Here is a 25536-nt window from a genome sequence, read left to right as displayed (position 1 = left end):
GGATATGCGAAGTTTATATCCAAGTGATATAAGTCGAGAAAAGTTTGAGATTATTGTAGCAGATCTGGAGTCTTGCAGGAAGAGGACAAAGCCAAGAACACTTGATTTATATCATGTATTTTGTGGAGTGTTATACGTCTTAAAAAGTGGCTGCCAGTGGAGAATGTTACCAAAAGAGTTTCCAAAATGGCGGAATTGTTACGACTATTTTAAGAAGTGGAGTGAAAAAGCAGATGCAAATAAAGAAAGTGTTCTGGAGCTGGTATTAAAAAAAAATAGTTGGCGTGGTCCGACAAAACAATGGTCGGAAAGAAAAAACCAGCTTCTGCATAATTGATGCACAAAGCGTAAAAAATGCAGATACTGCTGAAGAAAAAGGCTATGATGCAGGCAAAAAGGTTTCAGGAATAAAACGCCATATTGCGGTAGATACACAAGGTTTACCCCACGCAATTTATATAACAACGGCAGAAATAACTGATCGTAGTAGCGCTGTGAGAATGGTTAAAAATGCTAAAGAAAACCTATCTGAAGTTAAAAATATACTAGTTGATGCTGGCTACACAGGAGAAAATTTTGCAACACAAATAAAAGCAACTATTGGCGCTACCGTTGAAGTAATAAAGCGAAACGAATTACACACCTTTGTCGTATTGCCGAAAAGATGGGTTGTTGAGAGATCTTTTGCTTGGTTGCAAAAATGTAGGCGATTGTGGAAAAATTGCGAGCGGAAACTCAACACTAGCCTGCAAATGGTCGTTCTTGCTTTCGCTGCTTTGCTTCTGAAAAGATTATGAACAGGCTCTTATACTCACGATAGCAGAAAGTAGCACTTGCTACAAAGTAGAATAAACTAGACATTGAAAAAGCTACGTCTCCTATTATTCCTTGCTCCAATGCTTCACCTACTATGCTAGCCACAATAACTAATGTAACTAAAGCAGCATCAGCATAGTTAAAGTAATCATCAACGGTACAAGGAAGGTCTCTCTTTTCTTTTTCTACTGTTTTCCCACTTTCAATATTCTCCAACTCTCGTTCTTTTTGTGCTATTTTTCTATTATTATAAATTAAATATAGCGTGCAAATAAGGGATAAGACTGTGAAAGGTAATATAGTATGGCCTAATGCGCTGCTTATAAGGCCAAGTACTACCTGATCGCTACATGTTTTTTCGAGCTCAATTGCCATCAATAATGCAAATGGAAACATTGTTACCAATGATACACATTTCCTATGTAGCTCTCTTTTTTTTAGTGTTAATAGTTCTTGTTCCAGCTTCTGCTTTTTTTTTCCTTCTTCAAGTATTAATAATTCTTGCTCAAGTTTTTTTCTCTTTTTTTCTTCTTCATCAACTGTTGACCAGAAATCTCGAAAAAAATCCTCTATTTTAGTATCTTTCTCAGAACTTGATCTCTTAAAGGAAGACTCAGTATTAAAGCTATCTATAATAATACCAGTCATACAAACTTGACCAATTTATAAACTAATACATTATACAGGATTTTAACTAATCAGTCAATATTGTGAAATTATTAACCTTCTTTGTATACTCTTAAGCAATTTAGTCAATCTGTTTGATGCCAGCTAGAACGTAATTATAGCCTGACCACATAGTCATAACAGCTGCAGCCCATAAGCAAATCACACCTGCATATCGAATTTTCTCATAATCACTCATTATTAGCGCTACCACAGCAATCATCTGCAAAAATGTTTTAATTTTTCCAGCCTTACTCACAGGTAGGCTAACGTTTGTAGCTATCAAAAACTCCCGCATACCTGAAACTAATATCTCCCTACAAACAATTATAACTGACGGTATAATTGTAATATCATCTATCTTGTGCTTATAAACTAGCATGATTATTGTTGAAGCTACTACTAACTTGTCGGCAATTGGATCAAATAACTTGCCAAAATTCGATTGGACTTTCCATGCACGTGCTAAATAACCATCAAAAAAATCTGTAATGCACGCAAACATAAAGATCAATATTGTTATTAGATTTGCATATTTACTTTCTATATAAAAGCTTGATATTATTGCCGGTATCGCGAGCGCACGAGAAATTGTTAGCAAATTAGGCACGTTTTTCTTAAGCATGTAAGTCACACTATTGGTAGATAAACTTATACAGAAGTACAGCAGAATTCACAAGCTAATAGTTGAATATTCATAAAAACCCCATATACTTAAAAAATTACTAACAATAAGCTCAAAGCATGAATAATGATTTAGATAACACCACAAAACAAGAAGCACTTAAGTACCATAATAAAAGTGGTAAACCTGGTAAGGTATCGATCATACCGACAAAACCCTTGTCTACACAGCATGACCTATCACTTGCTTATTCCCCTGGTGTTGCAGCCCCATGCCTTGCAATAGCTAAAAACCCTGAGGCTGTTTATGATTACACGGCAAAAAGCAATTATGTGGCTGTCATTTCAAATGGCACCGCAGTGCTGGGACTTGGCAATATCGGTCCTCTTGCTTCAAAACCCGTCATGGAAGGCAAAGCTGTTTTATTTAAGCGTTTTGCTGACATTGATGCAATTGATATAGAAGTTGACACAGAAAACATAGAAGATTTCATCAATGCAGTAAGGTATCTTGGTCCAAGTTGGGGGGGAATAAATCTAGAAGATATAAGATCTCCTGATTGTTTTATAATAGAGAAACGTCTAAATGAGTTGATGGATATTCCGGTGTTCCACGATGATCAACATGGAACTGCAGTAGTTGTTGCAGCTGGTATAGAAAATGCCCTCGATATTGTTGGAAAGAAATTAAGAAATGTAAAGATCATCATGAATGGTGCTGGAGCAGCTGGTATTGCGTGTTTGGAAATACTGAAGTCTATGGGTGCTAAGAACATAGTACTATGTGATAAACAAGGAGTAATACACAAAGACAGAAAAGAGGATATGAATGAGTGGAAAGAAAAATATGCAATTGACAGTAAAGAACGTTCCTTGCTCGATGCCATAAAAGATGCTGATGTATTCATCGGACTCTCTGCAAAGGATGTGCTCAGTGAAGAGATGTTAAAAAGCATGGGTAAAGACCCAATCATTTTTGCTCTTGCTAATCCTGATCCAGAAATAAGGCCTGAGTTTGCAAAGTCTGTAAGGCCAGATGCAATAATTGCAACTGGTAGATCAGACTATAACAACCAAGTCAATAACGTAATGGGATTTCCTTACATATTCAGAGGAGCACTCGACGTACATGCAACGACAATAAATGATGAAATGAAAATTGCTGCTGCAGATGCAATAGCAAAGCTTGCCCGCGAATCAGTGCCAAATGAGATATCTGCAGCCTATGGCGGTCGTAAAATGAGCTATGGACGTGAATATATAATACCTACTCCATTTGATCCAAGATTAATTTCTATAGTATCTCCTGCTGTTGCAAAAGCTGCCGTTACCTCAGGTGTGGCAAGAAAGGAAATAGAGGACTGGAATGAGTATGCAAGTCAATTAAAATCTCGTCTTGCTAGTGCTCTCAGCACGCTGAATCTATTGTCTTCACAATAATCAATTGCATATTTTAGACTTATAATTAAAATAAACCAATGACTATTACAATTCACGAGTTAGAGAAAATTATCAAACAATCATTTCCTGATGCTGATATAAAGATTAAGGACCTTGCTGGAGATGATGATCATTATCATTTAAAAATAACTTCCAAGTGTTTTTCTGGAAAGACAAAAATAGAACAACACAGAATGGTATATAAGGCTCTTGAAGGTCAGTCTATACATGCATTGCAACTAGAAACTGGAGCTTAAAATTAAGGTGATATTTATGAACAACTTTGAACAAATAAAAAAAGACATAGCAGAAAACGATGTAGTGCTGTATATGAAAGGCACCTCTGACTTTCCTCAATGTGGATTCTCTGGACTCGTCGTGTCAATTCTCAAAAAATTGAATGTAAAATTTAAATGCATCAACGTACTTGAGAATGATGAAATACGTCAGTCCATAAAAAGTTTTTCTGATTGGCCAACAATTCCACAATTATATATAAAGGGAGAATTTGTTGGTGGCTGTGATATAATCCGCGAGATGTATGAAAACGGTGAATTACAAAATTTGTTAAAAGAAAAAAAGGTTGTTGCGGAGTAAGTTTACACAGCAAAGTGGCAAAATAAGATAGATAAAAACATAGTGTTAGTGTCCAGACACTGCCTTCTTTTCTGGATTTCAGTGTCAGCTACTTGAATGACAGAACTCGATGTCATGAAAGTAGCTGATACTGGAGTTATACCTTATCACCAGGATTAACAAATAGATGACCCAATGTTATTAACTTTATAGGCTTACTTTCATTATTTGCGACTACCCAAACTCCATCGTCTTCATAATCAACAATTTCTATTGCTGTAAATACTACATAATTATTGTCATCAACAATCTTTATTCCAAGAATACCATCGTCATTTAAGCTTAAGGCTGAAGAAGGAATTTTATATGCAAATCTTTCACCTGAAGGGAGGCTTACACTAGCAGTCAGTCCTTGCAAGGATATAATCTCATTATCAGTTACCTTTACCTCCACTCTATAAGATCCAGTTTTAGGCTCAGCAATTTTACTAATAAAACTCACTTCACCTACTAATTCCCTTCCGTCTAGCAAATTAATTTGCGCTGCACTACTCAGTTTTATTTTATTTACTTCATTTTCTGAAACATACAACACTACAAGAACCTGATCAAAATTAACTATGTCAGTTATCTTATGTCCAAGATTAACAAAATCCCCTTCATTTACGTTGATCTTATCTACATAACCATCAATAGGGGATTTAATCGCAGTATTTTCTAAATCCAACTCTAGCCTTTTTAGGTCAGCTTTTGCACTCTGCAATGCAGTAAAAGCTGTTTCCACTTGTATCTGCGCTCCATAGCCTTTTTTATTCAATTTTTTAGAGGAATGATACTCAATTTCACGCTGATTTAATAAAGCTTTGGCTTTCTCAACTTGTGCAACTCTGTCATAATCTTCTATCTTTAAAATTACATCGCCTCTTTTTACTTTTTCACCATCAGACAAATAAATAGCAATAACTTGACCACTTGTTCTTGAGACAAGGCTTGCCCTATGCAAGGGATTTACTGTACCAGAAAAATTTAAATATACAGTGCGATTTTGTGGAGTATAATCCTGAGTTTTTACTGAAAAACTACTAGTTGTATCATCACTATGAACTGTTTGATCTTCTTTTAAAAACGTACTATTGATAAAAAACAGTAGAATAAGAACAATACTGGAAACGATGATTACTTTGTTTCTCATCTTTAAACAATAAAATTTATTTACCAACCTTGTTAGAAACAACTGCATAAATTTTCGAATCAGAAGTGTAAGTATAATACATCTATTGTCACTCTATAAACAGTTTTATGTGAGCAAATTTTTCTAAAATTAAGTAAGTTTGCTAAAATGCAATTTTAAATCAAGAAACCTTATCCGAAAAGTTATTATGTCAATATAAGAATTAACATTATATTAGCATATAAGTACTAACATGGTGTTAGTTTTATAATTAAGGAGTATATTATGACAAATCCTGTACTAAACCCTCCATTTCAATGGAAGGAAGTTGATTCACTTCATGATTGCTATAGAGAATGTGAAGAAAAGTCCCCAGAGTGGGCAATAGCAGAGCAAAATAAATGCCAGTGGTACTGTCATCTGAAAGATACTCATGGCTTATTTAAATCTGATTCACAAGAAGAGTCGACACCTATTGATATAAGTAGTACATTCAGAGAGATTGGAAATAAATTCTATGATCTTGCAGATTCAATGTCTGTTCTATAGTAAAATAAAGGATCAAAGTTCAATTAGTAAGTCTACTTTTGTAGACTTACTCTCTCATATTGACTCAACTGCAGAGCTGAAGTGCTAATGCCTGAGCTTTTTTTTACTGACTTTCCGTATTTTCAGGAAGAGGAGACCCTATTAACTCTATCTTGGTCTGTTGTACCACAATGTTCGTACAGCAACTAAAAGGGTGTCATTCCAGCGCGTGACGCTGGAATCCATAATCTTTTCAAAAACTCAGAATTCCTGGATCCCACCTGGGATAACACCTATTTATTTTCGGTGCTCCCTTTCTTGTCATTCCAGTGTCAGCTACTTGAATGACTCCTATTTATTTTCAGTGCTCCCTTATCTTGTCATTCCAGTGCGTGACACTGGAATCGAGAAAAGAAGCCAGTATCAGTTACTTTCATGACAACCATTTGTGTTTCTATGGTTGTATTTCTCTCTTCTACCTATTTTGCCACCCTGATGAGGATATATTATCATATATTTAAATAGGGTAAGCCCATCACTAAACGGGTATCCAATTGCTCAACACTATCAATTTTAATTTGTAAAGCATCCTTTATAAATTCATCAGCCTGTTTTATGCTCATCGTAATTATATATTTATTTTTTTGAATACGTGATGAATAGCTACATTTATGTAAGTCTAAAATTTCAACAAATCTGCTTCTATCATCTTTATAGTGAAAAATTACGTTAACACCCACAGCTTCTTCTTGATCATATTTAATATCAAGTTTTGGTTTATGGCCATAGTTTGCTCCAATAATCCTTCTTATTGAGTGTTCTACTGCCATTTTTATTATTTGAGGATTACTGCAGTCTGAAACAGGCACTGATTTATAATCATGAGCAGCTACTTTAGCATAAACCGACTGGCTTTCTAATTTATCTGAGTATTTTTCATTAAATTCTTTTACCCTTTTAAAATGTCTTTCATATTGAGTCAACCCATCTTTTCCTTTTTTCTCCATCCTTTTCAAGAATTCCTCTACTGGCTCTCGTTTGGCTAGAGTAATTTTGCGTATAAGCGGAATTTGTTTTTTCAAGCTAATCCAATATGATAGGCAAACAACTTTTGCATCTTCCGAAAATAGACCTTCTAATTTTTTCACTGCATTGTATAAGTTTGCTGGTTCTGGTTTATAATGCCCACTATTATTGCCTATATAAGTTATTTTACCATTTACCACTTTCATTAAACCAGAACATAAAACTGGCCTACCACCTGCAAGAGTTGAATGACGATAAGCCCATTCGCTTTTGTTAACATTAATATGTTCATGAGTTGCTAGCTTTCCGTCAAGCGTGATCACATAAGCTACATAACCTTTTTTACCCTTACTAATTTTATCAGTTGTATCATATAGTTTGCCTTTAAAGCCTTTTAACTTGTTACCTTCCACTTCTGGCATTAAGTCCACGTATAATTTTCCTTTATAAGGAATTATAGTATATTCTGCTTGGTCATCTGGAGTAAAATACTTAACCCTTGTATTAGTTCCAGGAACTTTTCTTCCTTCAACTCCAACTTCTGGAAACAAATTATAGCGTGGAAAAAAATACTTAAAATTACTTTCTATCCAGTACAAAATTCTGTTTATAATACCAAAAACTTTTCTATTACCTAAATCAATAGAGAGTTGCTGTTCCTTTGGTACTGCTAGATGATTGGACTTTGTACCAGATTTGCCAAATTCTTTGGCAGCATATTTAAACTTTTCTAGTAAATATTCCTTACGTTCTTTTGATATTGACATTTTTACCTCATTCATTATTACTTTATCCTATATTATTTTAGACAAAAAATCAATCTTTCTTAAGATATTAAGAAAAAAAAGTAGCAGCAAAATAGCTAAACTGACTTAGATTTATCGACAATTTGAAAAATCATCATTCCGCTACTTGTTAGCGAAATCTATGTTCGTACAGTTGTGCTGCCCAACAAACTTATGCTAAGCTGTGCTGCCACTAATTTTGCAACCGGTACTCTATAGGGTGAGCATGACACATAATCAACCCCTGATTTGATGAAAAACTCTATGGACTGTGGATTCGCTCCATGCTCTCCACATATACCAAGTTTAATTTCTTTTCTGGTTTTTTTGCCCCTTTCGATAGCTATTCTGATTAATTCCCCTACCCCTTCGACATCTAGCACCTCAAAGGGATCGTTTTTGAATATGTTGCTTTCCTTATAAGAATCGAGGAAATTAACTGAATCATCTCGTGAAAGTCCCATAGTTGTTTGTGTTAAATCATTAGTGCCAAAACTAAAAAATTCTGCGTGTTTTGCGAGTTTGTCAGCAATAAGTGCTGCTCTTGGCAGTTCTATCATCGTTCCGATTGAATAATTCACATCGAAATTTTTAGCTTCTTTCTTTACTAACTCGCATATCAGAACAAACTCTTTCTCGCTAATGATAAAAGGAATCATGATTTCAGGTTTCACTTCTATCTTCTTTTCTTTCCTTAATTCACTTGCAGCACTGAGTATTGCCCTAATCTGCATTTTATATATTTCAGGATGAGAAATAGCAAGCCTACACCCTCGATGGCCAAGCATTGGATTTTTTTCTGATAACTGTACTATTTTATTTTTTACCGATTCAACTGACTTATTCAGTGATCTGGCGATTTTTTCTATAATGGATTGATCATGAGGTAAAAACTCATGTAGAGGTGGATCAAGTAATCGTATAGTGACTTCCTTGCCCTCCATAATAGAAAACATTTCTTTGAAATCAGACTTTTGCATTTCTTCGAGTTTATTTAATGCATTTGCCCTTTCATTTTCATCATCAGCTACTATCAATTTTTGAATGAATTCGATTCTATCATTAGCAAAAAACATATGTTCTGTGCGACATAATCCTATACCTTCTGCACCGAATTCTTTTGCAATTTTTGCATCTTTTGGAGTATCAGCATTAGCTCTCACCTTCACTGTTTTGATTTTATCTACCCAATTAATTATCGTTTTGAACTCTTGCGATAATTCAGGCAAAACTGTCGGAAGAATACCAAGCATAACCTCTCCTGTTCCTCCGTCGATGGTGATTGGTTCACCTTTATTTATTTTTATATCCCCTATAGAAAGGTATTTTCCATCTTTATCAACATAAAGTCCACTTAGACTACAAATACATGGTTTACCCATTCCACGAGTTACAACAGCGGCATGCGAGGTCATACCTCCTCGCGCTGTTACTATTCCACTTGCAGCATTCATTCCATTAATATCTTCAGGGCTCGTCTCTGATCTTACCAAAATTACTTTTTTACCCTGCTCTGCAGCTTTTTCAGCATCACTTGCACTGAATACTACATATCCAGAAGCAACACCTGGAGAAGCTGGCAGTCCTTTGCCCATTACTTCTTGATCGATTTTAACATCAAGAACTGGATGTAATAAATTGTCAAAGGTTTTTGGATCAATTCTCAATATTCCTTCCTCTTTTGTAATCGCTCCTTCGTTTACCATATCAACTATTATGCGAATAGCAGCTTCGGCTGTGCGCTTGCCAGACCTAGTCTGCAAAATCCATAACTTACCGTCCTGTACAGTAAATTCGATATCCTGCATGTCCTTATTATGCCTTTCAAGTTTTTCACATACCGTGCATAATTCTCGGTAGACACTTGGTAGCAACTTCTCCATGGTACTTTCTTGCTCCCCGTCAATTGGCATAGGAGTATAAACACCAGAAACCACATCCTCACCCTGAGCATTAACTAAAAACTCACCAAAAAGCTTTTTTTCTCCAGTTGAAGGATTCCTTGTAAATATCACACCAGTTGCTGAATTATCATTCAGATTGCCAAAAACCATTGCTTGTACATTAACTGCAGTTCCAAGATTTTCAGGAATATTATTTATTTTTCTATAGGAAACAGCTCTATCATTTTGCCAAGAAGAAAACACTGCATTTACTGAATTGAGTAACTGTTCTTCAACGTTCTGCGGGAAATTTTTTCCTATTTTCTCATATACTACATCTTTGAAATCATTAACAATCCCCTTTAAAACATCAACATCAAGATCAGCTAAGCTTTTTGCTCCACTCTTCTGCTGTTCATTATCAACAACATCTTGAAATAGGTGATGGTCAAGCTGTAGTACAACATTCGAGTACATCATAATGAAACGACAGTAGCTATCATAGGCAAAACGTTCTCCACTTTTTTTTGCAAGACCAACAACGGTTGCATCATTTAGGCCAACATTTAGGACTGTATCGAGCATGCCCGGCATTGAATTCACACTACCAGAGCGTATGGAAACTAATAAAGGATTATTTGAATCCCCAAATTTACAACCGATGTCACTTTCGAGCATCGCCATGTAGTTTTTTATCTCGTTACGTAGATCACAAGACAATTCATTATCCTGGCAATAGGCCTGACAAACAGCAGTGGAAATTGTGAAACCAGGCGGAACAGGAATACCAATATTACACATTTCTGCTAGATTTGCTCCCTTCCCTCCTAGCAGATTTTTCATTCCTGCGTTCCCTTCACAGTTGCTTTGGCTAAAGTAATATATTAACTTTTCTTGCATTTCTCTCGAGATCTTCACTAAAAAACACATTATACATACTATTCTAATAAATTAGTCAGCCAAGAGTAATAAATTTTGCAACATTCAGCAGAGGCAATACATTAAATAGTCCCTTTTCCCAGTGTCCCTCTTGTCATTCAAGTCTGTCATCTCAATGACCTCTATGATGTCATTCCAGCGCATGACGCTGGAATCCAGTTTGTCCATAACCTCACCAAAAACGTTGTGTTTTAGCATAATTTTATATGCTTATTTGTAGTAAAGACTCCTGGATTCCAGCATCAAGTGCTGGAATGACACCGTCATACCTGTTAGAGTATGAATGTAGCCTTATCTCACACTCCTGTCATCCCAGTGCCCAGACACTGGGATCCAGAAGACTGATCAAGTAATAAGAACTAGTCACGCGCTGGCTCTCTTAAATTACTTTAGCTATAAGTGTTAAGAAATTTACCAATCAAAAAAAGGCAAAAGAATCCACATGGTGCTGATTTTATTACTGTAATTGATAATGTGCTAACGCTTAAACGAAGCGTGTTTAGGCTGAATAGAAAAAATAAAAAAGGCATGCAGCCGCCATAATTTCGCCAATAAATACAAGATTTATCAAGAAGCTTCTATTAAATGAAAGTTATGCAAAAAATCTATTGCAAGTCTTTTAATATTCTGTTAAGAGCTGAAGCAATATAAAAATTATTATGTTTGGATTAGAGAATAAGAAATTTCTGATTACTGGTGCATCAGGTGGAATAGGCCAGGCAATTGTAGAAATTATGCATAAGGCCAGAGCAACTTTATGTATTTCTAGTACAAAAAAAGAAGTACTCGAAGAAGTTGCTAAAAAATATGAAAAAAACATTCACGTACTTCCTTGCGACTTATCAAATTCTGAAGAGGTAAATCAACTAATAAATAAAGCAAGTGAGTTGATGAAAGGCTTTGATGGGCTCATATGCAATGCAGGCATTACACAAGACAGTTTATTACTAAGAATGACAGATGAATCATGGCAAAAGGTGATTGATATTAATTTGAGTTCTACATTTAAGCTAAATAGAGAAGCATGCAAGAAATTAATTAAAAATAATTGGGGAAGAATCATAAATATTTCCTCAATAGTAGGATTGACAGGAAATGCCGGGCAAGTAAATTATGCAGCATCAAAAGCTGGAATAATAGCTATGAGCAAATCTATAGCAAAAGAAGTTGCAAGTCGCGGTGTAACAGTAAATTGTGTTGCTCCTGGATTTATAGATACTAAAATGACTGAAGTTTTAAATAAAGAACAAAAAGAAAAAATATTAGATAACATTCCAATGAAAAGAATGGGAACAGGAGAAGAAATAGCAGCAGGGATATTGTTTTTAGCAAGTGATGAGGCAAAATATATAACGGGGCATGTGCTTAACATCAATGGTGGGCTATTTATGTAGCAACACTTATTTATGGACAAACTATGAGTTTTACCCTAAAATAAATATATATATGAATTTAGATTCACACTGGTTTATTACTTGGAGGCAAAAGAATGAGCTATATAATAAAAAAATTTTTTAATGCTTTATGTATAGTGCTGTTTCTCTCTTTTTCAGATTATGCAAATGCTGCTAATGATATAGATGATACAACTGCCCAAGTAATATGCAATATTATTGGTTATATTTGGGGAATAGGTGGGCCACTTATGACTGTAGTCATAATAGGTGCAGCTTTGCTTGCAATATTTGGTAGAATGCCATGGCCAGCTCTCTTTGCCTTGGGTATGTTTTGTGGTGTATTTTTTGGCGCTAAAACGATTATAATGAAAATTATACCCAATATAAGTACTGAAGTAAAAGATACGTTGGATAAATGCGGAAAATAATCTAAAAATAAGTGTGTTTTTGTGTGTATTGTTCCTTCATATCCTCAATTTGCAGCAAGCAAGAGCTATCTTTCGGTAAAGTTTTAATAGCTAACTCAGCGTACTTCATAAATTTCTCTAAATTACCTTCAATACACGCCTTTTTCGTCAAAGCAAAATAATACATTGCCATATCAGCGCTACGTTTATATGCAATACTTAAATACTTCCAGACAAAGGCATTATTTGTTTCTACGTTTGCAACCTGCTCTAGGTAAAAAATTGCCTTCTCTATTTCACCCTGTAATAATAAAGTATGAGATAACGCAAGTTTCACTAAATAGTTATTCTTCTCAGATAAATATCTAAGTGATTCTTCATACATTTTTATTGCTTCACTTAAATTTCCAGCTTTGTATAAAATCTCTGCTTTTAATTCATATAAGTACGGATCATTGCGTGACTCTTGAATCAATGAATTAACTTTAGTAATAGCCTCTTCTATCTTTCCTTGCCTATAGTGAATTACAGCATTTACATACTTAGAACTACCTTCATATTTATTAGATAACACATGAATAGGGGTAAAAAAAGAGTCTAGCTTTGCAACCATACGCTCAAACTTCAACAACTTATCTGCAAGGATTGGTTTTATATTATTTTTAACCTTATAATTCTGTACAGCAAATATACGTTTATCACTAAGTGGGTGAGTGCGAAAATACTCTTCAGTGTTTTCATGCTCAATACTCTTAAAATAGTCAAAAATCTCTTTCATACCCAAATTATCATAGCCAGATTCATCAAGGTATCTTAAAGCATAGCTATCTGCTACACTCTCTTGCTCTTGGGAATAGTTAAAAAACAACCTCGAACTAAGCGTTACACCACTAAGCAAGATTGCACTCGCAACCTGAGGGTTAATAACAATACTAGAAACTAATCCTACCATATAACTAATCATTGCTATTGATTGAAAATAACCTACAGCACTACTCATTTGTAATACATGACCAGCAGATATATGAGCAATTTCATGTGCTAATATACCAAGTAAGACATAAGGTTCAGTCGAATATTGTAAAAGCCCTAAATGAATGAAAATGCTATTATTGTTAATTACAAAAGCATTAATCGATCTATCATCAACTATAAAAACTTTTATTTTATCATTATCAATACCCGCAGCAGAAAATAAAGGTTGCGCTAGATCCTTCACTACCGCTTCCACTTCACTATCTCTAATAATACTAACAGAGTAAACGCTATTACAGCATACGAAGAAAAATAGTAAAACAAAAAGCTTAGACATGGAAGTTCCTTATTCGTATAACTTTTAGGAATCTTACATTTTAACATTTAAACTATACGAATTTATAAACGCTAGTTTAAATTTTGAACGTAACTGATAAGTTTATCGATGGTAGTTAACTTAATTTTGTGTTGTTCAGCAAATTCAAGCAACTGGGGTAAGCGCATCATAGAGCCATCATCATTCACTAATTCACACCCTACAGCCGCATGACTAGATCCAACCAATTTTGCTATCTCAACACTTGCTTCAGTATGACCGTTGCGTGCTAAAACCCCGCCCTCACTTGCAATAATAGGAAAAACATGACCAGGGGTAATAATATCATCCTTAGTACTTTTTCCATCAATAGCGGTAAGTATCGTATGCGTTCTATCATGAGCAGAAACACCCGTTGTAATACCATAACGAGCATCGATTGACGTAGTAAATGCAGTGTGAGGAATAAGTGCTTCATCTACATTACTTCTCTTCATAAATTCAAGGTTAAGTTTATTCATGTAAAACTTTGTCATAGCTAAAAACACAATACCAGTGCCATACCTAACCATAAAAGCAATATGTTCTGGTTTCACCTTTTCAGCTAAAACAACCAAATCACCTTCATTCTCTCTATTTTCATTATCAACTAAAATGAATAATTTACCGGAACGCACATCCTCTAATATATCTTCCACAGAAGAAATGAGAGACAGATCAATTGAAGGGTAAGCTGCTTGTACCATGATTTACTTAAACTCAATCTTAACTATTTTATACAATTTCTCTCCATTTGGCACTATCACTTCCACATACTCACCAACTTTTTTGCCAATTAAAGCACTACCGAGTGGTGAATCCGTAGAGATCAACTGCTTTGAAGCATCAGCTTCATACCCACCTACAATCTTATAAACATATTCTATTTCACTGTTATCATCACTGAGCATGCTTACCGTAACAGTTGCACCAAACATTACTGTATCACCAGACAAATTTTTTACTTCTATCACTTCTGCATGTGAAAGTTTACTTTCTACCTCAATTATACGGCCTTCAATAAAACTTAATCTCTCCCGTGCTGCATGATATTCTGCATTTTCGGATAAATCGCCTTGATCACGAGCATCAGAAATAGCCTGTATGATAGAAGGTTTTTCTTCCTTTAATTTCTCAAGTTCGACTTGCATACTCTCAAAACCTTCCCTTGTAATAGGAAACTTGTTAACAATGGATGAAGTCATAATCACCGCCTAAACGCAATTAAATTGAGTGACAAAATCACTCACAATACCAAGAATATCATCTTTTATATCATCATTCATGTCACCTGACAACTTTTTTAAAACTCCAGGGTGAACAGTTTGAAAATAATTGATAAGATCACACTCGAATCTATTGATGTTGCTCACCTGTACCTTACTTAATTGACCATATAGATTAGAAAAGATATACATAAGCAATACTTGCTCCTCTATTTGCATAGGTGAATACTGTTTTTGCTTTAATAATTCAATAAGGTATTTACCTTTGTTTAAGGACAATTGAACAGTAGCATCAAGATCAGAACCAAATTTAGCAAAGTCTTCCAGTTCTCTATATTGGGCCAAACTCAGCTTTATAGAACCAGCAACTTTTTTCACAGATTTCAATTGTGCAGCAGAGCCAACCCGAGAAACCGATAAACCTATATTCACTGCAGGGCGAAATCCTTTGTGAAACAATTCAGACTCAAGAAAAATTTGTCCATCGGTAATTGAAATCACATTAGTTGGAACATATGCAGATACATCACCAGCCTGAGTCTCAATAATCGGCAAAGCAGTCAAAGATCCCCGTCCTTTTTCATCAGACATTTTGGCAGCTCTTTCAAGCAAGCGAGAGTGTACATAGAATATATCTCCAGGATAAGCTTCACGACCAGGAGGACGTCTGAGCAATAAGGACATCTGCCTATATGCCACAGCATGCTTAGATAAATCATCATATACCACCAAGCAATGCATTCCATTATCACGGAAAAATTCTCCAATAGTGCAACCGGTATAAGGTGCTAGAAATTGCATAGGCGCGCAGTCAGATGCGCTAGCCACAACTACGGTTGTATACTCTAATGCTCCACTTTCTTTTAGCTTATTCACCACTTTTGCTACTGTCGAAATTTTTTGTCCAATAGCAACATAAACACAGTAAATTTTTTGATTTTCATTTACCTCATCATTAATCTTCTTCTGATTGATAATAGTATCAATCGCAATAGTGGTTTTACCAATTTGTCTATCGCCAATAATTAATTCACGTTGCCCTCTACCTATAGGAATCAACAAATCTATAATTTTAATTCCTGTCTGCAGAGGTTCATGCACAGATTTACGGTCAATAATACCTGGCGCTTTAGATTCTATATACATTCTGTTCTTGGCTCTAATTTCTCCGCCATCGTCTATAGGATCGCCTAATGCATTTACAACTCTCCCTAATAATTCATGACCTACAGGCACCCGTACAACATCACCACTACATTTTACAACGTCCCCTTCTTTTACATCACGGTCATTGCCAAGCACAACTATTCCAGCTGTATCATGATCTAAATCAAGAACTATTCCTTCTACACCGCTTGCAAAAGATACCTTTTCACCAAACTTTGCTTTTTCCAGCCCATAGACTAATGTGATACCATCCGTTACTGAAATTACTTCACCTATATTTTCTCGTTTTATAGGATTATCAAATGTCTCAACCTTCTCTTTTATTATGTTTACTACTTCAGAGGCATTTATGCTATTCTTCATATACAATTCCTTATTTTCAACATTTCCATTTTACTCAAATCAACCAATCTATCCAAATAACTCTTAAGCGAAGCATCAATCAAGTTAAAACCATACCTAACTACAAAGCCACCTAGTATAGAAGGATCAACCACATTACTAACTTTTATTATTTTACCAAGAAAGTTCAAAGATTCAGTAATTATTTTTATATCAGGTTTCTTTAAAACCTCTGCTGATTTTATAGTAATTTCCAATTCGTTTTCACTTTCCCTTACAAGATTTAAGAATTTTTCTAATATAAGGATTAATAAACGGGAGCGCTTGTTTGCAAGTGTAACCATAATAAATTTGACTAAGTTTTCACTCAAGTTCTCATTTATAGAAAGTATCGCTTCTTTTTTGTGCAAAAGAGAAACCATAGGATGAGATAGATACACAAAAACATCACTTTGATCTTTAAAAAAAGCTAACAAAAATTCTACTTCTTTTCTTATAATACCTAATCTGCTTCCTGAGACATGAAACAGTGCTCTAGCATAAGATGAAACTAAATTATTGTTTTTCATATTAAATTACCTATTCTAGTAAATCTAAGTTATTTAAGCTACCATTCCTCAATCCAAGCATTTTTTATATAAATAGGTCTTCTCCTTAAGGAAAGAAAACATAAATCATATCTGACTGAATAATCTAAAAAATCAAGATTTTTACTTAAGAAATATTTAGAAGAATTTATAATAGACTGACACTGAAAATGAGATATCGGTACTTCTTTTCCAAATAAACTTGTTTTAACTTCTATAAAAATCAGCTCCCTTTTTTTAGATACAATTAAGTCAATTTCACCCAACCTACAACGGAAGCGACGTTTTATAACATTATAGAATTTCAGCTTTAAATATATCGAAACTAACAATTCTCCAAAGTAACCTACAAAATAGCGTAACCTACTTACCATAAAAAGAATAATTAGCTTTGTGTAACTACTTTGCTTCCTTTTTTATTTTTACTATAAATCTCACCTTTTGCTGAAATATCTCTATCAACTAGCTCTATCACTGCCATTGGAGCGCAATCACCCTTTCTAGTACCAAATTTTATTATTCTAGAATATCCACCTTTACGGTCTTGATAACGATTAGCTAGAACGCTTAATAATTTATCAACTACTAACTTACTATTATGAAGACGTGAAAGCAAAAGCCTTCTACCATGTAAAGAATCGTTATTCTTAGCAATTGTAATAAACTTTTCCACATATGGACGAAGTGCTTTAGCCTTTGGTAAAGTAGTTACAATCTGCTCATGATTAATTAACGAGATAGATAGATTCTTTAACATTGATAACCTATGCTCGGTACAACGAGACAGTTTATTTTTCTTTATTCCATGTTTCATATACTACCTAATCCTCATCAGTATGTTGTTTAGCCAGTTCATCTATATCCTTAGGCGGCCAATTTGGTATATTCATACCCAAAGACAAACCTGAATTATTTAAAATTGCCTTGATTTCATTCAAAGATTTTCGGCCAAAATTAGCAGTTCTTAACATTTCAACTTCCGTCTTTTGCACAAGATCACCTATATAAGTGATATTTTCATTTTTCAGACAGTTATGAGATCTAACAGATAATTCCATTTCATCTACTTTACACAATAGAACAGGATCATAGCCCAAATCTTTAGCACCACTAGACAAAGAAACCTGCGATTTTTTATAACTCATATCAGAATTAATAAAAGGCTGAAATTGCTCTTGTAATATTCTTGCAGCATAGTCAATAGCTTGACTTGGAGAGATTGTACCATCAGTTTCAATTGACAATATCAGCTTATCTTTATCAGTAACTTGACCAACACGACTATTCTCTACTTTATATGAAACCCTCTCAACAGGACTATATAAAGCATTAACTGGAATAAAACCAATTAAATCTTGTTCATTCATAGATTTTAAAAATTCATTTTCTTTATATTTATTTACAGAAAGATAACCTTTTCCACTAGCAACATATATAGTAATGTTAAGCTCCACATCTTGACCTAGTGTACATATCACCAAATCTTTATTAATAATAGAGCATTGGTCATCAGTTTCTATCATTCCAGCTAATACTTGACAAGGCCCTTTAGCGCTCAAATTTAAGCACTTATTAGACGTATTATTTAACTTACATCTCAACATGCCCATATTTAATGCTATATCAGTTATGTCTTCCCTAACTCCTTGGATCGAAGTAAATTCATGATTCATGCCTTCAATTTTTATTCCATAAACAGCACTACCGCGAAGAGAAGACAACATTACACGCCTTAATGCATGACCCAACGTTAAAGCAAAACCACTTTCCAAAGGTTCTAGAACTATATCACTTTTTTTACTCGAATCACCTAATATTACCTTAATTGCATTAGGCTTAGTTAATCTATCTAAATTTCCACAGAAAGAAACATTATCACTATAATACATACAAAAACCTTCCAAATATCCTATACTCTTCTTTTTTTCCTTAATCTACACCCATTATGAGGTATCGCCGTTTTATCTGCAATTGAAGTGACAGTCAATCCACAACTCCGAAGTGCTTTAACTGCAGCTTCTGCACCAAAACCAGGACCACGAATTATTACAGAAACAACCTTCATACCAAATCTCTCTATTACTTTCTTCGCAGCAGAATCGGCAACCTTACCTGCAGCATAAGGTGTGGATTTTCTCGAACCAGAAAAACCACATGCACCAACAGAAGTCTGGTAAAGCGTATTACCACAAACATCAGTCACATTTACAAAAGTATTATTAAAAGTTGCACGAATATGGACAATACCAGTAATAAACCTTTTTGTATTCTTACCAACCGTTTTAACTTTTTTCATAAAAACTCACGATAATAACAAATTTTATTTTTTCCCAGCAATAGGCAATTTAGATCTGCCTTTACGAGTTTTAGCATTAGTATGGGTTCTTTGTCCCCTCACAGGCAAACCTTTTCTATGCCTTAATCCTCTATAGCAACCAATTTCGATTAAAGATTTTATATCCATAGCCACTTTTTTTCTGAGCTCACCCTCTATGACATATTTTTGCCTAATAAAACTACTAATTTTCTCTATATCTTCATCTTGTAATTCTGAAACACGCTTACGCTCATCAATTTTACAGCTACGACAAATTATATTCGCAGTAGTAATGCCTATACCATGTATATAAGTTAATGCAAAAGGAATACACTTCTTCACCGGAACATTTATGCCTGCAATACGTGCCACTGATACCTCGATACTTTATTAATAATAACTCTTAATTTATACCATAAAACAACTTATAGTCAAATCAAATTACAAGAAATTTTACTTTCAATCTCTTGCATTACTCTATCAACACTCAAATTAGCGTTAATTGTTAACAATTTGCCCTTATAATACTCGCGCAAACCCTTCATCTGAAAATGATATTCTCTTATCCTCTTATTAATTCCAAGCATATTAGCATCATCAATTCTCTTCTCCAATCTCGTACTTTTACATTTAGCACAAGTAGTATTTTTAAAAGAAGATATACTATATATAGTTTTACAATCCAAACAAGTAAGACGATCTTTTAATCTATCAATTGCAATATTATCGTCAAGCTGCAACTCAATTACAAGATCAACATCCCTATTGCATCTTTTTTGCAAAACTTGAGTTAAAAAATGAGCTTGATTTAAATTTCTTGGAAAACCATCTAACAAAAAATCACCATCTATTAATGCAAGCTGGTCACACAATAATTTACATATAACTTCATCTTGAATTAAATTACCAGATTCAACAGTATCCTTTATTCCTTTACCTAATTTACTCCCACTAGATATAATATTCCTTAATAAATCTCCTACTGAAACTAATTTAAAATTATACTTTGCTATTAACAAACTGGACTGAGTACCCTTACCAGAGCCAGGAGGACCAAAAATTGTAATAATCACTTTAGTCTCCTTGTTTTAGACTCATATTTCTTTATCCAACTATCGTACCTATTTGAAAAAACATAAGATTGTACTTGCATAATAGTATCAGTAATAACGTTAACTATAATCAGCAAGCTCGTCCCACCAAAAATAAATGGTATATCATAATGATACCTCATAATTTCAGGTACAGTACATATTACCACCAAATACGCAGACCCAATAAATGTTAATTTAAAAACTATATCTTGAAGATAATCAGAAGTATGTTTTCCAGGCCCTCTACCAGGAATAAAACCACCATTTTTCCTAAGAAAATCAGCATTTTCCTCTGGATTAAATATAAAATTGGTATAGAAAAAATTAAAAAGTACTATGAGTATTAAGTAAGTTATAATGTACATCACTTTATTTGCCATAAAGTAGTTTAAAATAAAATCAGCAATGGCATGACCTTTATAGAAATTTGCAATTGAAATAGGCGTTAATAGAATTGCGTTAGCAAAAATAGTTGGTATTACACCAGATAAATTGATCTTCAATGGAATGTAAGTAAAATCATCATTATGTAATTTTTTAAACTGTTTTTTGGGATATTGAACAATTACCTTTCTATAAGAAGATTCTGTAAAAATGACTAAAAGGAGCAGTAAAAAAAACAATGCTATAACAAAAAGGGTAATGAAAAATGACATACTACCATTTTTATTTAATGTTAGCAGAGATGATAAAGCATTATGTAATTCAGATGTTATGCCAGTAAAAATGATTAATGAGATACCATTTCCTATACCGCTCACACTGATCCGCTCACCAAGCCATATTAAAAATATAGTTCCACCTAAAAGGCTAAAGATACCTATAGTACGAAACATAATACCAGGTTCAACTACAACTAATACCCCTTCTCTATTCATTCTTTCTAACCCTATTAAGATCGTAATTGATTGAAAGATACAAAACACTATAGTCATATAGCGTATATAAGAGTTCATCTTTCGACGTCCTAACTCTCCTTCATTTTTAATTTCATTGATTCCTTTAACGGCAGAGGATAATAATTGCATAACTATGGATGCAACTATGTATGGCATAACGTTTAACGCCAAGATCGTCATTCTAGCTAAAGCGCCACCAGAAAATAAATTAAATACTCCAAAAACACCAGAACTCTCCTTTGGAAATATATCATTGATTATATCAAGATTAACTCCAGGGATAGGAACATAAGTGCCTAAACGATAACAAACTAAAGCCATTAGCGTAAAAAATATACGCTTTAGTAAATCACTTTTATATAACAACGTAGAATCCAAACTATTAAATGCAAATTTACTGTTCATGATTTACGATAGTATTTCTACACTACCACCAACTGAAGCTACAGATCTTTTTGCAGCTTCTGATGCAAAATCAACATGAAACACAAATTTTTCGCTTAATTTACCCTTATTAAGAAGTTTGATTTTACTTTTAACAGATCTGATAAAACCTAATTTATGCAGTAGCTCCTTATCTATGATAGAATCCTTGACTATTTTTTTAGCTTCCATTAAGCACTGTACATCACCAACATTAAATATAGAGTATAAGTTTTTGCGTATAGGCTTAAAACCTCTTTTAGGTAAACGAGTATATATAGACTGCTGTCCACCTTCAAAACCATTTATAGAAACGCCACTTCTCGCTTTCTGCCCTTTATGCCCCTTACCGGATGTTTTACCTTTACCACAACCAATACCTCTACCTAATAATTTAGGCTTCTTTTTCTTAGATAATTTGGTAAATATAGAATTTAATTTTACAGCATCATTCATACTTTACCTATTTCCAACTATCTCACTAATCTTTTTACCCCTCTTACCTGCCACTTGGCGAGGAGATAACATAACATCAAAAGCCTTAAATACTGCACATATAATATTATGAGGATCATTTGATCTAGTAGACTTAGCTACCACATCCTTTATACCTAATACCTCAAAAACCGACCTCATTGCTCCACCAGCAATAATACCTGTTCCAGTTCTTGCAGCTCTTAAAACTATCTCACCAGAACAAAATTTAGCCTTAATATCATGATGTAAAGTTCTACCTTCACGTAAGTACACCCTAATCATCGACTTCTTTGCAGCATTTACAGCTTTCACTCTTGCTTCAGCAACCTCTGCGTGTTTACCTATTCCACATCCTACCCTACCCTTACCATCACCAACAACAACCAAAGTTGAAAATGAAAATCTTCTACCACCTTTGGTAACCGTTGTTACTCTTCGGACTGAAACTAAAAGTTCTGATAAATCATTATTATTTTGTAAATTCTTTACAGCCATATTTAAAACCTTCTAAAATTTAAATCCAGAGCTTCTTAAAGCCTCAGCAAATTGAGAAATCAATCCTGTATACTTATATGCCCCCCGATCAAAGACGAATCGCTGCTCCAATTTTGTACTAGGCAGACGCTCAATCACTAAAGAAGAAACCTGTTTTATAGTTTCAGCATTTACCCTACCTTTACATACATTCCTAATTTTATCATCCAAAGTAGAAGCAGAAGCTAGGGTTGTTCCTTTTGCATCGTTAATCAACTGAACATAAAAATGTTTATTAGACTTAAATATGGATATACGTAAACGTCCAGCGCTCTTATCGAGCTTCGCTCTATTACGAAGTTTCCTTTTTTCATAGCCACTTAAAAAATTATATAATCTTTTCATTTTAATTACTTCTTTTTATTTACAACCTTACGCAGCATAAATTTGCCTTTTATTACAATACCCTTACCTTTATAAGGATCATATTTTCTAATTTTACATATATCAGAAGCCACCATATAGACTTTTTGCTTATCCATACCGCGAATCACTAAATGAGTTGGCTTTATACACTTAATCTCAACATATTTAGGCACTTTATACTTAATATTATGACTATAACCAAGATATAAAGTCAAACACTTATCATCACATTCTGCTTTATACCCCACACCATTAATCTCAAGATCAACAGAAAAATCATTAACCATACCGTTAATCATGTTATTAATATTACTTCTATAAGTGCCCCATATAGATTTTATTTTATCATAATCATCCCTGTCTTGATCAACAGAAAGTAACAATTGATTATCAACTATCTGACACAGAATGCCACTACACAAGCTCAGCTCTTTTTCTGCCCTAACACTTCTTATCAATACCCTACCATCATTATATTCAACTGAAAGATCAGCAGGAATATTGATAGGTGCGGCACCTATACGAGACATACATTTCTCCTATCATTTAAAATACACGACACAAAACTTCTCCACCAACTTTTAATCTACGTGCATTATAATCGGTCATCACTCCTTTCGGTGTAGATATAATAAAAATTCCAAGACCATTATATGCTTTAGAAATGTCCTTACACTTAGAATAATAACGACAACCGGGCTTTGATACCCTAGCTATATCATTAATCACAGGTGATTTATCATAATACTTCAACTGCACAACAAGCGAAGGGACACTATCACTCTCTTGCTTTTTATAATTAAGAATATACCCTTCCTCTTTTAAAATCTTCAATATAGAAGAATTCACTTTAGAGAATAGGACTCTTGTTTCCCTATGCATTGCCAATTGAGCATTACGTATTCTTGTTAAAAAATCACCAATACCATCAGATAACGACACTATTACACTCCTTATATCACATTTACCAACTAGATTTTGTAACCCCTGGAACTTGTCCAAAAGAACACAAATCACGTAAAACAATCCTACATAAACCAAATTTTCTATATACTCCTCTCGGCCTACCAGTTAAAGCGCACCTATTCCTAATTCTGATTTCAGAAGAATCTCTAGGCAATTTTTTAATCAGCTTACTTTGAGCTGCAAACCTTTTTGCAATAGATAAATCCTTATTATTCATTATAGATTTTAATTCTTCCCTTCTCTCCCTATACTGATCGCATAACTTTATTCTACGAAGATTCTTCTGTATCATAGATTTTTTTGCCATATATTTTTTCTCTCAATTATCAAAAAAAGGGAATTTAAGAGCCAGTAATAATTCTTTTGCTTCCTTATCACTAACTGCACTTGTTATAATATTAATATCCATACCTCTAATTTTACTTATTTTATCATAGTCTATTTCTAAAAATGATATATGCTCCTTGATACCAAAGGAAAAATTACCATGACCATCAAATTGCTTCACACTAAACCCTCTAAAATCTTTTTCCCTTGGCAAAGCAATATATATTAATCTTTCTAAGAATTCATACATTTTATTTCTACGTAAAGTCACTTTACAACCTACAGTTGCACCTTTTCTAATTTTGAAACCAGAAATAGATTTTTTTGCAAAGGTTGACACAGGCTTTTGCCCAGCAATCAAATGTAGATTATCAAATGGCTCATTTATCGCTTTATTGTCCGTAGCAGCATCTCCAACGCCCATATTGATACACACCTTGACAAGTTTAGGCACTTGCATTACATTGCCGTAATTAAACTTATCCTTTAAGGATTTTACTATACTATCTTTATACAATTGTTTAAACATATCAACCTAATCTATCACTTCTCCAGAAACTTTTGCAAAACGCACTTTTCTACCATCTATAATCTTAAATCCTACTTTAGTTGGAGTTTTACACTTAGGATCCAATATTGCAACATTGGATACATCAATAGCTAACTCTTTATTCAATATACCACCACCACTACCAGCTCTTGGTTTAGTATGTCTCTTACACACATTTACGCCAGAAACAACTACTTTCTTTTTAGCATCACGTATTATAACTTTGATTACCTTACCAATTTTTCTCTTATCTTTACCAGTTAAAACTATAATATCATCACCACTTTTTATTTTAGCACTCATTATAAAACCTCATCAGCTAATGACATTATTTTCATAAAAGAACCAGATAATAACTTTTTTACCGGACCAAACACCCGAGTGCCAAGTGGTTCACCTTGATCATTAATTAAAACCACAGCATTGCTAGAAAAACGAATTACAGAACCATCAGATTTCTTAACATTATTTTTTACTCTAACAACAACTGCTTTATATACTTTTCCTTTTTCAACTTTACCTTTTGGGTTAATAGACTTAGTAGATATAATAATCGTATCACCTACAGATGCAGATTTTCTACCACCTAACAAGCCAATACAAAGCACTGCACGCGCACCAGAATTATCAGCTACTTCTAACAATGTGTTTTTTTGAATCATACAAATACCCA

Annotated in this window: 33 protein-coding genes; 7 read left to right on the top strand and 26 right to left on the bottom strand. The window is 34.0% G+C overall.

Going from position 1 to position 25536, the window contains the following annotated elements:
- Nucleotides 1–4 precede the first annotated feature (4 nt).
- Nucleotides 5–797, top strand: a protein-coding gene (locus ABWU24_RS05825) for an IS5 family transposase (protein ID WP_341815401.1) whose coding sequence is annotated in 2 segments (ribosomal slippage) — nucleotides 5–268 and nucleotides 270–797 — 792 coding nt in all. Because the reading frame shifts where the segments join, the coding sequence is not laid out codon by codon here.
- Here the strand turns inward: ABWU24_RS05825 and ABWU24_RS05820 are convergent.
- The gene (locus ABWU24_RS05820) at nucleotides 742–1464 is read right to left on the bottom strand and encodes a hypothetical protein (RefSeq protein WP_353274582.1); all 723 of its coding nucleotides are present in this window, start codon (nucleotides 1462–1464) and stop codon (nucleotides 742–744) included. The two genes, ABWU24_RS05825 and ABWU24_RS05820, sit on opposite strands and share 56 nt — an antisense overlap.
- Nucleotides 1465–1564: 100 nt before the next feature.
- Complete coding sequence (pgsA, locus tag ABWU24_RS05815; RefSeq protein WP_341815778.1) at nucleotides 1565–2107, bottom strand: CDP-diacylglycerol--glycerol-3-phosphate 3-phosphatidyltransferase; 543 nt, start codon at nucleotides 2105–2107, stop codon at nucleotides 1565–1567.
- Between the two features lie 119 nt (nucleotides 2108–2226).
- Between pgsA and ABWU24_RS05810 the strand changes: the two genes are divergently transcribed.
- The 3 genes from ABWU24_RS05810 to grxD are packed head-to-tail and all read left to right on the top strand — an operon-like array spanning nucleotide 2227 to nucleotide 4143.
- On the top strand, nucleotides 2227–3546 hold the full coding sequence (locus tag ABWU24_RS05810) for a malic enzyme-like NAD(P)-binding protein (protein WP_341815777.1): 1320 nt from the start codon (nucleotides 2227–2229) through the stop codon (nucleotides 3544–3546).
- Nucleotides 3547–3584: 38 nt separating this feature from the next.
- A complete protein-coding gene (locus ABWU24_RS05805; protein ID WP_006012412.1) occupies nucleotides 3585–3803 on the top strand; it encodes a BolA/IbaG family iron-sulfur metabolism protein in 219 nt (72 codons plus the stop codon).
- 16 nt (nucleotides 3804–3819) lie between these two features.
- A complete protein-coding gene (gene grxD, locus ABWU24_RS05800) occupies nucleotides 3820–4143 on the top strand; it encodes a Grx4 family monothiol glutaredoxin (RefSeq protein WP_135352880.1) in 324 nt (107 codons plus the stop codon).
- Between the two features lie 136 nt (nucleotides 4144–4279).
- On the opposite strand, the gene ABWU24_RS05795 is transcribed toward grxD, so the two are convergent.
- A complete protein-coding gene (locus tag ABWU24_RS05795; protein WP_179943653.1) occupies nucleotides 4280–5314 on the bottom strand; it encodes an efflux RND transporter periplasmic adaptor subunit in 1035 nt (344 codons plus the stop codon).
- 264 nt (nucleotides 5315–5578) lie between these two features.
- On the opposite strand from ABWU24_RS05795, the gene ABWU24_RS05790 reads away from it, so the two are divergent.
- Nucleotides 5579–5842 (top strand): hypothetical protein, encoded by a 264-nt coding sequence (locus tag ABWU24_RS05790; protein ID WP_341815775.1) that lies wholly within the window; start codon nucleotides 5579–5581, stop codon nucleotides 5840–5842.
- Nucleotides 5843–6330: 488 nt separating this feature from the next.
- On the opposite strand, the gene ABWU24_RS05785 is transcribed toward ABWU24_RS05790, so the two are convergent.
- Both ABWU24_RS05785 and ppdK read right to left on the bottom strand, forming a co-directional pair.
- The gene (locus ABWU24_RS05785; protein WP_353274580.1) at nucleotides 6331–7614 is read right to left on the bottom strand and encodes a hypothetical protein; all 1284 of its coding nucleotides are present in this window, start codon (nucleotides 7612–7614) and stop codon (nucleotides 6331–6333) included.
- Nucleotides 7615–7772: 158 nt separating this feature from the next.
- Complete coding sequence (ppdK, locus tag ABWU24_RS05780; protein ID WP_341816078.1) at nucleotides 7773–10415, bottom strand: pyruvate, phosphate dikinase; 2643 nt, start codon at nucleotides 10413–10415, stop codon at nucleotides 7773–7775.
- A gap of 698 nt (nucleotides 10416–11113) precedes the next feature.
- Here ppdK and fabG point away from each other — a divergent pair.
- Both fabG and ABWU24_RS05770 read left to right on the top strand, forming a co-directional pair.
- Complete coding sequence (gene fabG, locus ABWU24_RS05775; protein WP_006012309.1) at nucleotides 11114–11848, top strand: 3-oxoacyl-[acyl-carrier-protein] reductase; 735 nt, start codon at nucleotides 11114–11116, stop codon at nucleotides 11846–11848.
- A 95-nt stretch (nucleotides 11849–11943) separates the two neighbouring features.
- Nucleotides 11944–12279, top strand: a complete 336-nt coding sequence (locus ABWU24_RS05770; protein WP_006012302.1) for a TrbC/VirB2 family protein — start codon at nucleotides 11944–11946, stop codon at nucleotides 12277–12279.
- Between the two features lies 1 nt (nucleotide 12280).
- On the opposite strand, the gene ABWU24_RS05765 is transcribed toward ABWU24_RS05770, so the two are convergent.
- The 21 genes from ABWU24_RS05765 to rplN form a co-directional block, all read right to left on the bottom strand.
- A complete protein-coding gene (locus ABWU24_RS05765) occupies nucleotides 12281–13570 on the bottom strand; it encodes a M48 family metalloprotease (RefSeq protein ID WP_039950205.1) in 1290 nt (429 codons plus the stop codon).
- A 71-nt stretch (nucleotides 13571–13641) separates the two neighbouring features.
- Nucleotides 13642–14295 (bottom strand): 3,4-dihydroxy-2-butanone-4-phosphate synthase, encoded by a 654-nt coding sequence (gene ribB, locus ABWU24_RS05760; RefSeq protein WP_015588368.1) that lies wholly within the window; start codon nucleotides 14293–14295, stop codon nucleotides 13642–13644.
- 3 nt (nucleotides 14296–14298) lie between these two features.
- Entirely contained in the window at nucleotides 14299–14793 is a 495-nt protein-coding gene (gene greA, locus ABWU24_RS05755) for a transcription elongation factor GreA (protein ID WP_135352886.1), read from the bottom strand.
- Between the two features lie 9 nt (nucleotides 14794–14802).
- Complete coding sequence (atpA, locus tag ABWU24_RS05750; protein ID WP_015588366.1) at nucleotides 14803–16344, bottom strand: F0F1 ATP synthase subunit alpha; 1542 nt, start codon at nucleotides 16342–16344, stop codon at nucleotides 14803–14805.
- A complete protein-coding gene (gene atpH / locus ABWU24_RS05745; RefSeq protein WP_015588365.1) occupies nucleotides 16341–16892 on the bottom strand; it encodes an ATP synthase F1 subunit delta in 552 nt (183 codons plus the stop codon). Before atpH ends, atpA begins: the two co-directional genes overlap by 4 nt.
- A gap of 38 nt (nucleotides 16893–16930) precedes the next feature.
- The gene (locus tag ABWU24_RS05740) at nucleotides 16931–17284 is read right to left on the bottom strand and encodes a YraN family protein (protein WP_015588364.1); all 354 of its coding nucleotides are present in this window, start codon (nucleotides 17282–17284) and stop codon (nucleotides 16931–16933) included.
- 11 nt (nucleotides 17285–17295) lie between these two features.
- Entirely contained in the window at nucleotides 17296–17724 is a 429-nt protein-coding gene (rplQ, locus tag ABWU24_RS05735; RefSeq protein WP_010404731.1) for a 50S ribosomal protein L17, read from the bottom strand.
- Nucleotides 17725–17731: 7 nt separating this feature from the next.
- Nucleotides 17732–18799, bottom strand: coding sequence for a DNA-directed RNA polymerase subunit alpha (locus tag ABWU24_RS05730; RefSeq protein ID WP_015588363.1), 1068 nt, complete (start codon nucleotides 18797–18799; stop codon nucleotides 17732–17734).
- A 20-nt stretch (nucleotides 18800–18819) separates the two neighbouring features.
- Nucleotides 18820–19206 (bottom strand): 30S ribosomal protein S11, encoded by a 387-nt coding sequence (gene rpsK / locus ABWU24_RS05725; protein ID WP_015588362.1) that lies wholly within the window; start codon nucleotides 19204–19206, stop codon nucleotides 18820–18822.
- A gap of 24 nt (nucleotides 19207–19230) precedes the next feature.
- Entirely contained in the window at nucleotides 19231–19599 is a 369-nt protein-coding gene (gene rpsM, locus ABWU24_RS05720; protein ID WP_010404723.1) for a 30S ribosomal protein S13, read from the bottom strand.
- 59 nt (nucleotides 19600–19658) lie between these two features.
- Complete coding sequence (locus tag ABWU24_RS05715; protein WP_341815772.1) at nucleotides 19659–20300, bottom strand: adenylate kinase family protein; 642 nt, start codon at nucleotides 20298–20300, stop codon at nucleotides 19659–19661.
- Nucleotides 20297–21625, bottom strand: coding sequence for a preprotein translocase subunit SecY (gene secY, locus ABWU24_RS05710; protein WP_341815771.1), 1329 nt, complete (start codon nucleotides 21623–21625; stop codon nucleotides 20297–20299). Before secY ends, ABWU24_RS05715 begins: the two co-directional genes overlap by 4 nt.
- A 3-nt stretch (nucleotides 21626–21628) precedes the next feature.
- Nucleotides 21629–22099, bottom strand: a complete 471-nt coding sequence (gene rplO / locus ABWU24_RS05705; protein WP_135352888.1) for a 50S ribosomal protein L15 — start codon at nucleotides 22097–22099, stop codon at nucleotides 21629–21631.
- Between the two features lie 3 nt (nucleotides 22100–22102).
- Nucleotides 22103–22615, bottom strand: a complete 513-nt coding sequence (gene rpsE / locus ABWU24_RS05700) for a 30S ribosomal protein S5 (RefSeq protein WP_010404712.1) — start codon at nucleotides 22613–22615, stop codon at nucleotides 22103–22105.
- A gap of 12 nt (nucleotides 22616–22627) precedes the next feature.
- Nucleotides 22628–22999 carry a 50S ribosomal protein L18 gene (gene rplR / locus ABWU24_RS05695; protein WP_015588357.1) on the bottom strand — a complete coding sequence of 124 codons (372 nt, stop codon included), beginning with the start codon at nucleotides 22997–22999 and terminating at the stop codon, nucleotides 22628–22630.
- A gap of 5 nt (nucleotides 23000–23004) precedes the next feature.
- Entirely contained in the window at nucleotides 23005–23550 is a 546-nt protein-coding gene (gene rplF / locus ABWU24_RS05690; RefSeq protein ID WP_214241953.1) for a 50S ribosomal protein L6, read from the bottom strand.
- Nucleotides 23551–23566: 16 nt separating this feature from the next.
- A complete protein-coding gene (rpsH, locus tag ABWU24_RS05685; protein ID WP_015588355.1) occupies nucleotides 23567–23962 on the bottom strand; it encodes a 30S ribosomal protein S8 in 396 nt (131 codons plus the stop codon).
- A gap of 22 nt (nucleotides 23963–23984) precedes the next feature.
- On the bottom strand, nucleotides 23985–24293 hold the full coding sequence (rpsN, locus tag ABWU24_RS05680; protein WP_015588354.1) for a 30S ribosomal protein S14: 309 nt from the start codon (nucleotides 24291–24293) through the stop codon (nucleotides 23985–23987).
- A 12-nt stretch (nucleotides 24294–24305) separates the two neighbouring features.
- On the bottom strand, nucleotides 24306–24842 hold the full coding sequence (gene rplE, locus ABWU24_RS05675) for a 50S ribosomal protein L5 (protein WP_341815770.1): 537 nt from the start codon (nucleotides 24840–24842) through the stop codon (nucleotides 24306–24308).
- Between the two features lie 6 nt (nucleotides 24843–24848).
- Nucleotides 24849–25166, bottom strand: coding sequence for a 50S ribosomal protein L24 (rplX, locus tag ABWU24_RS05670; RefSeq protein ID WP_010404700.1), 318 nt, complete (start codon nucleotides 25164–25166; stop codon nucleotides 24849–24851).
- Complete coding sequence (gene rplN / locus ABWU24_RS05665; protein WP_015588351.1) at nucleotides 25166–25525, bottom strand: 50S ribosomal protein L14; 360 nt, start codon at nucleotides 25523–25525, stop codon at nucleotides 25166–25168. Before rplN ends, rplX begins: the two co-directional genes overlap by 1 nt.
- Between the last annotated feature and the right edge of the window lie 11 nt (nucleotides 25526–25536).

The organism is Wolbachia endosymbiont (group B) of Hofmannophila pseudospretella, from assembly GCF_964028515.1.
Classification (GTDB): domain Bacteria; phylum Pseudomonadota; class Alphaproteobacteria; order Rickettsiales; family Anaplasmataceae; genus Wolbachia.
This window is presented reverse-complemented; position numbering and strand designations above follow the sequence as displayed.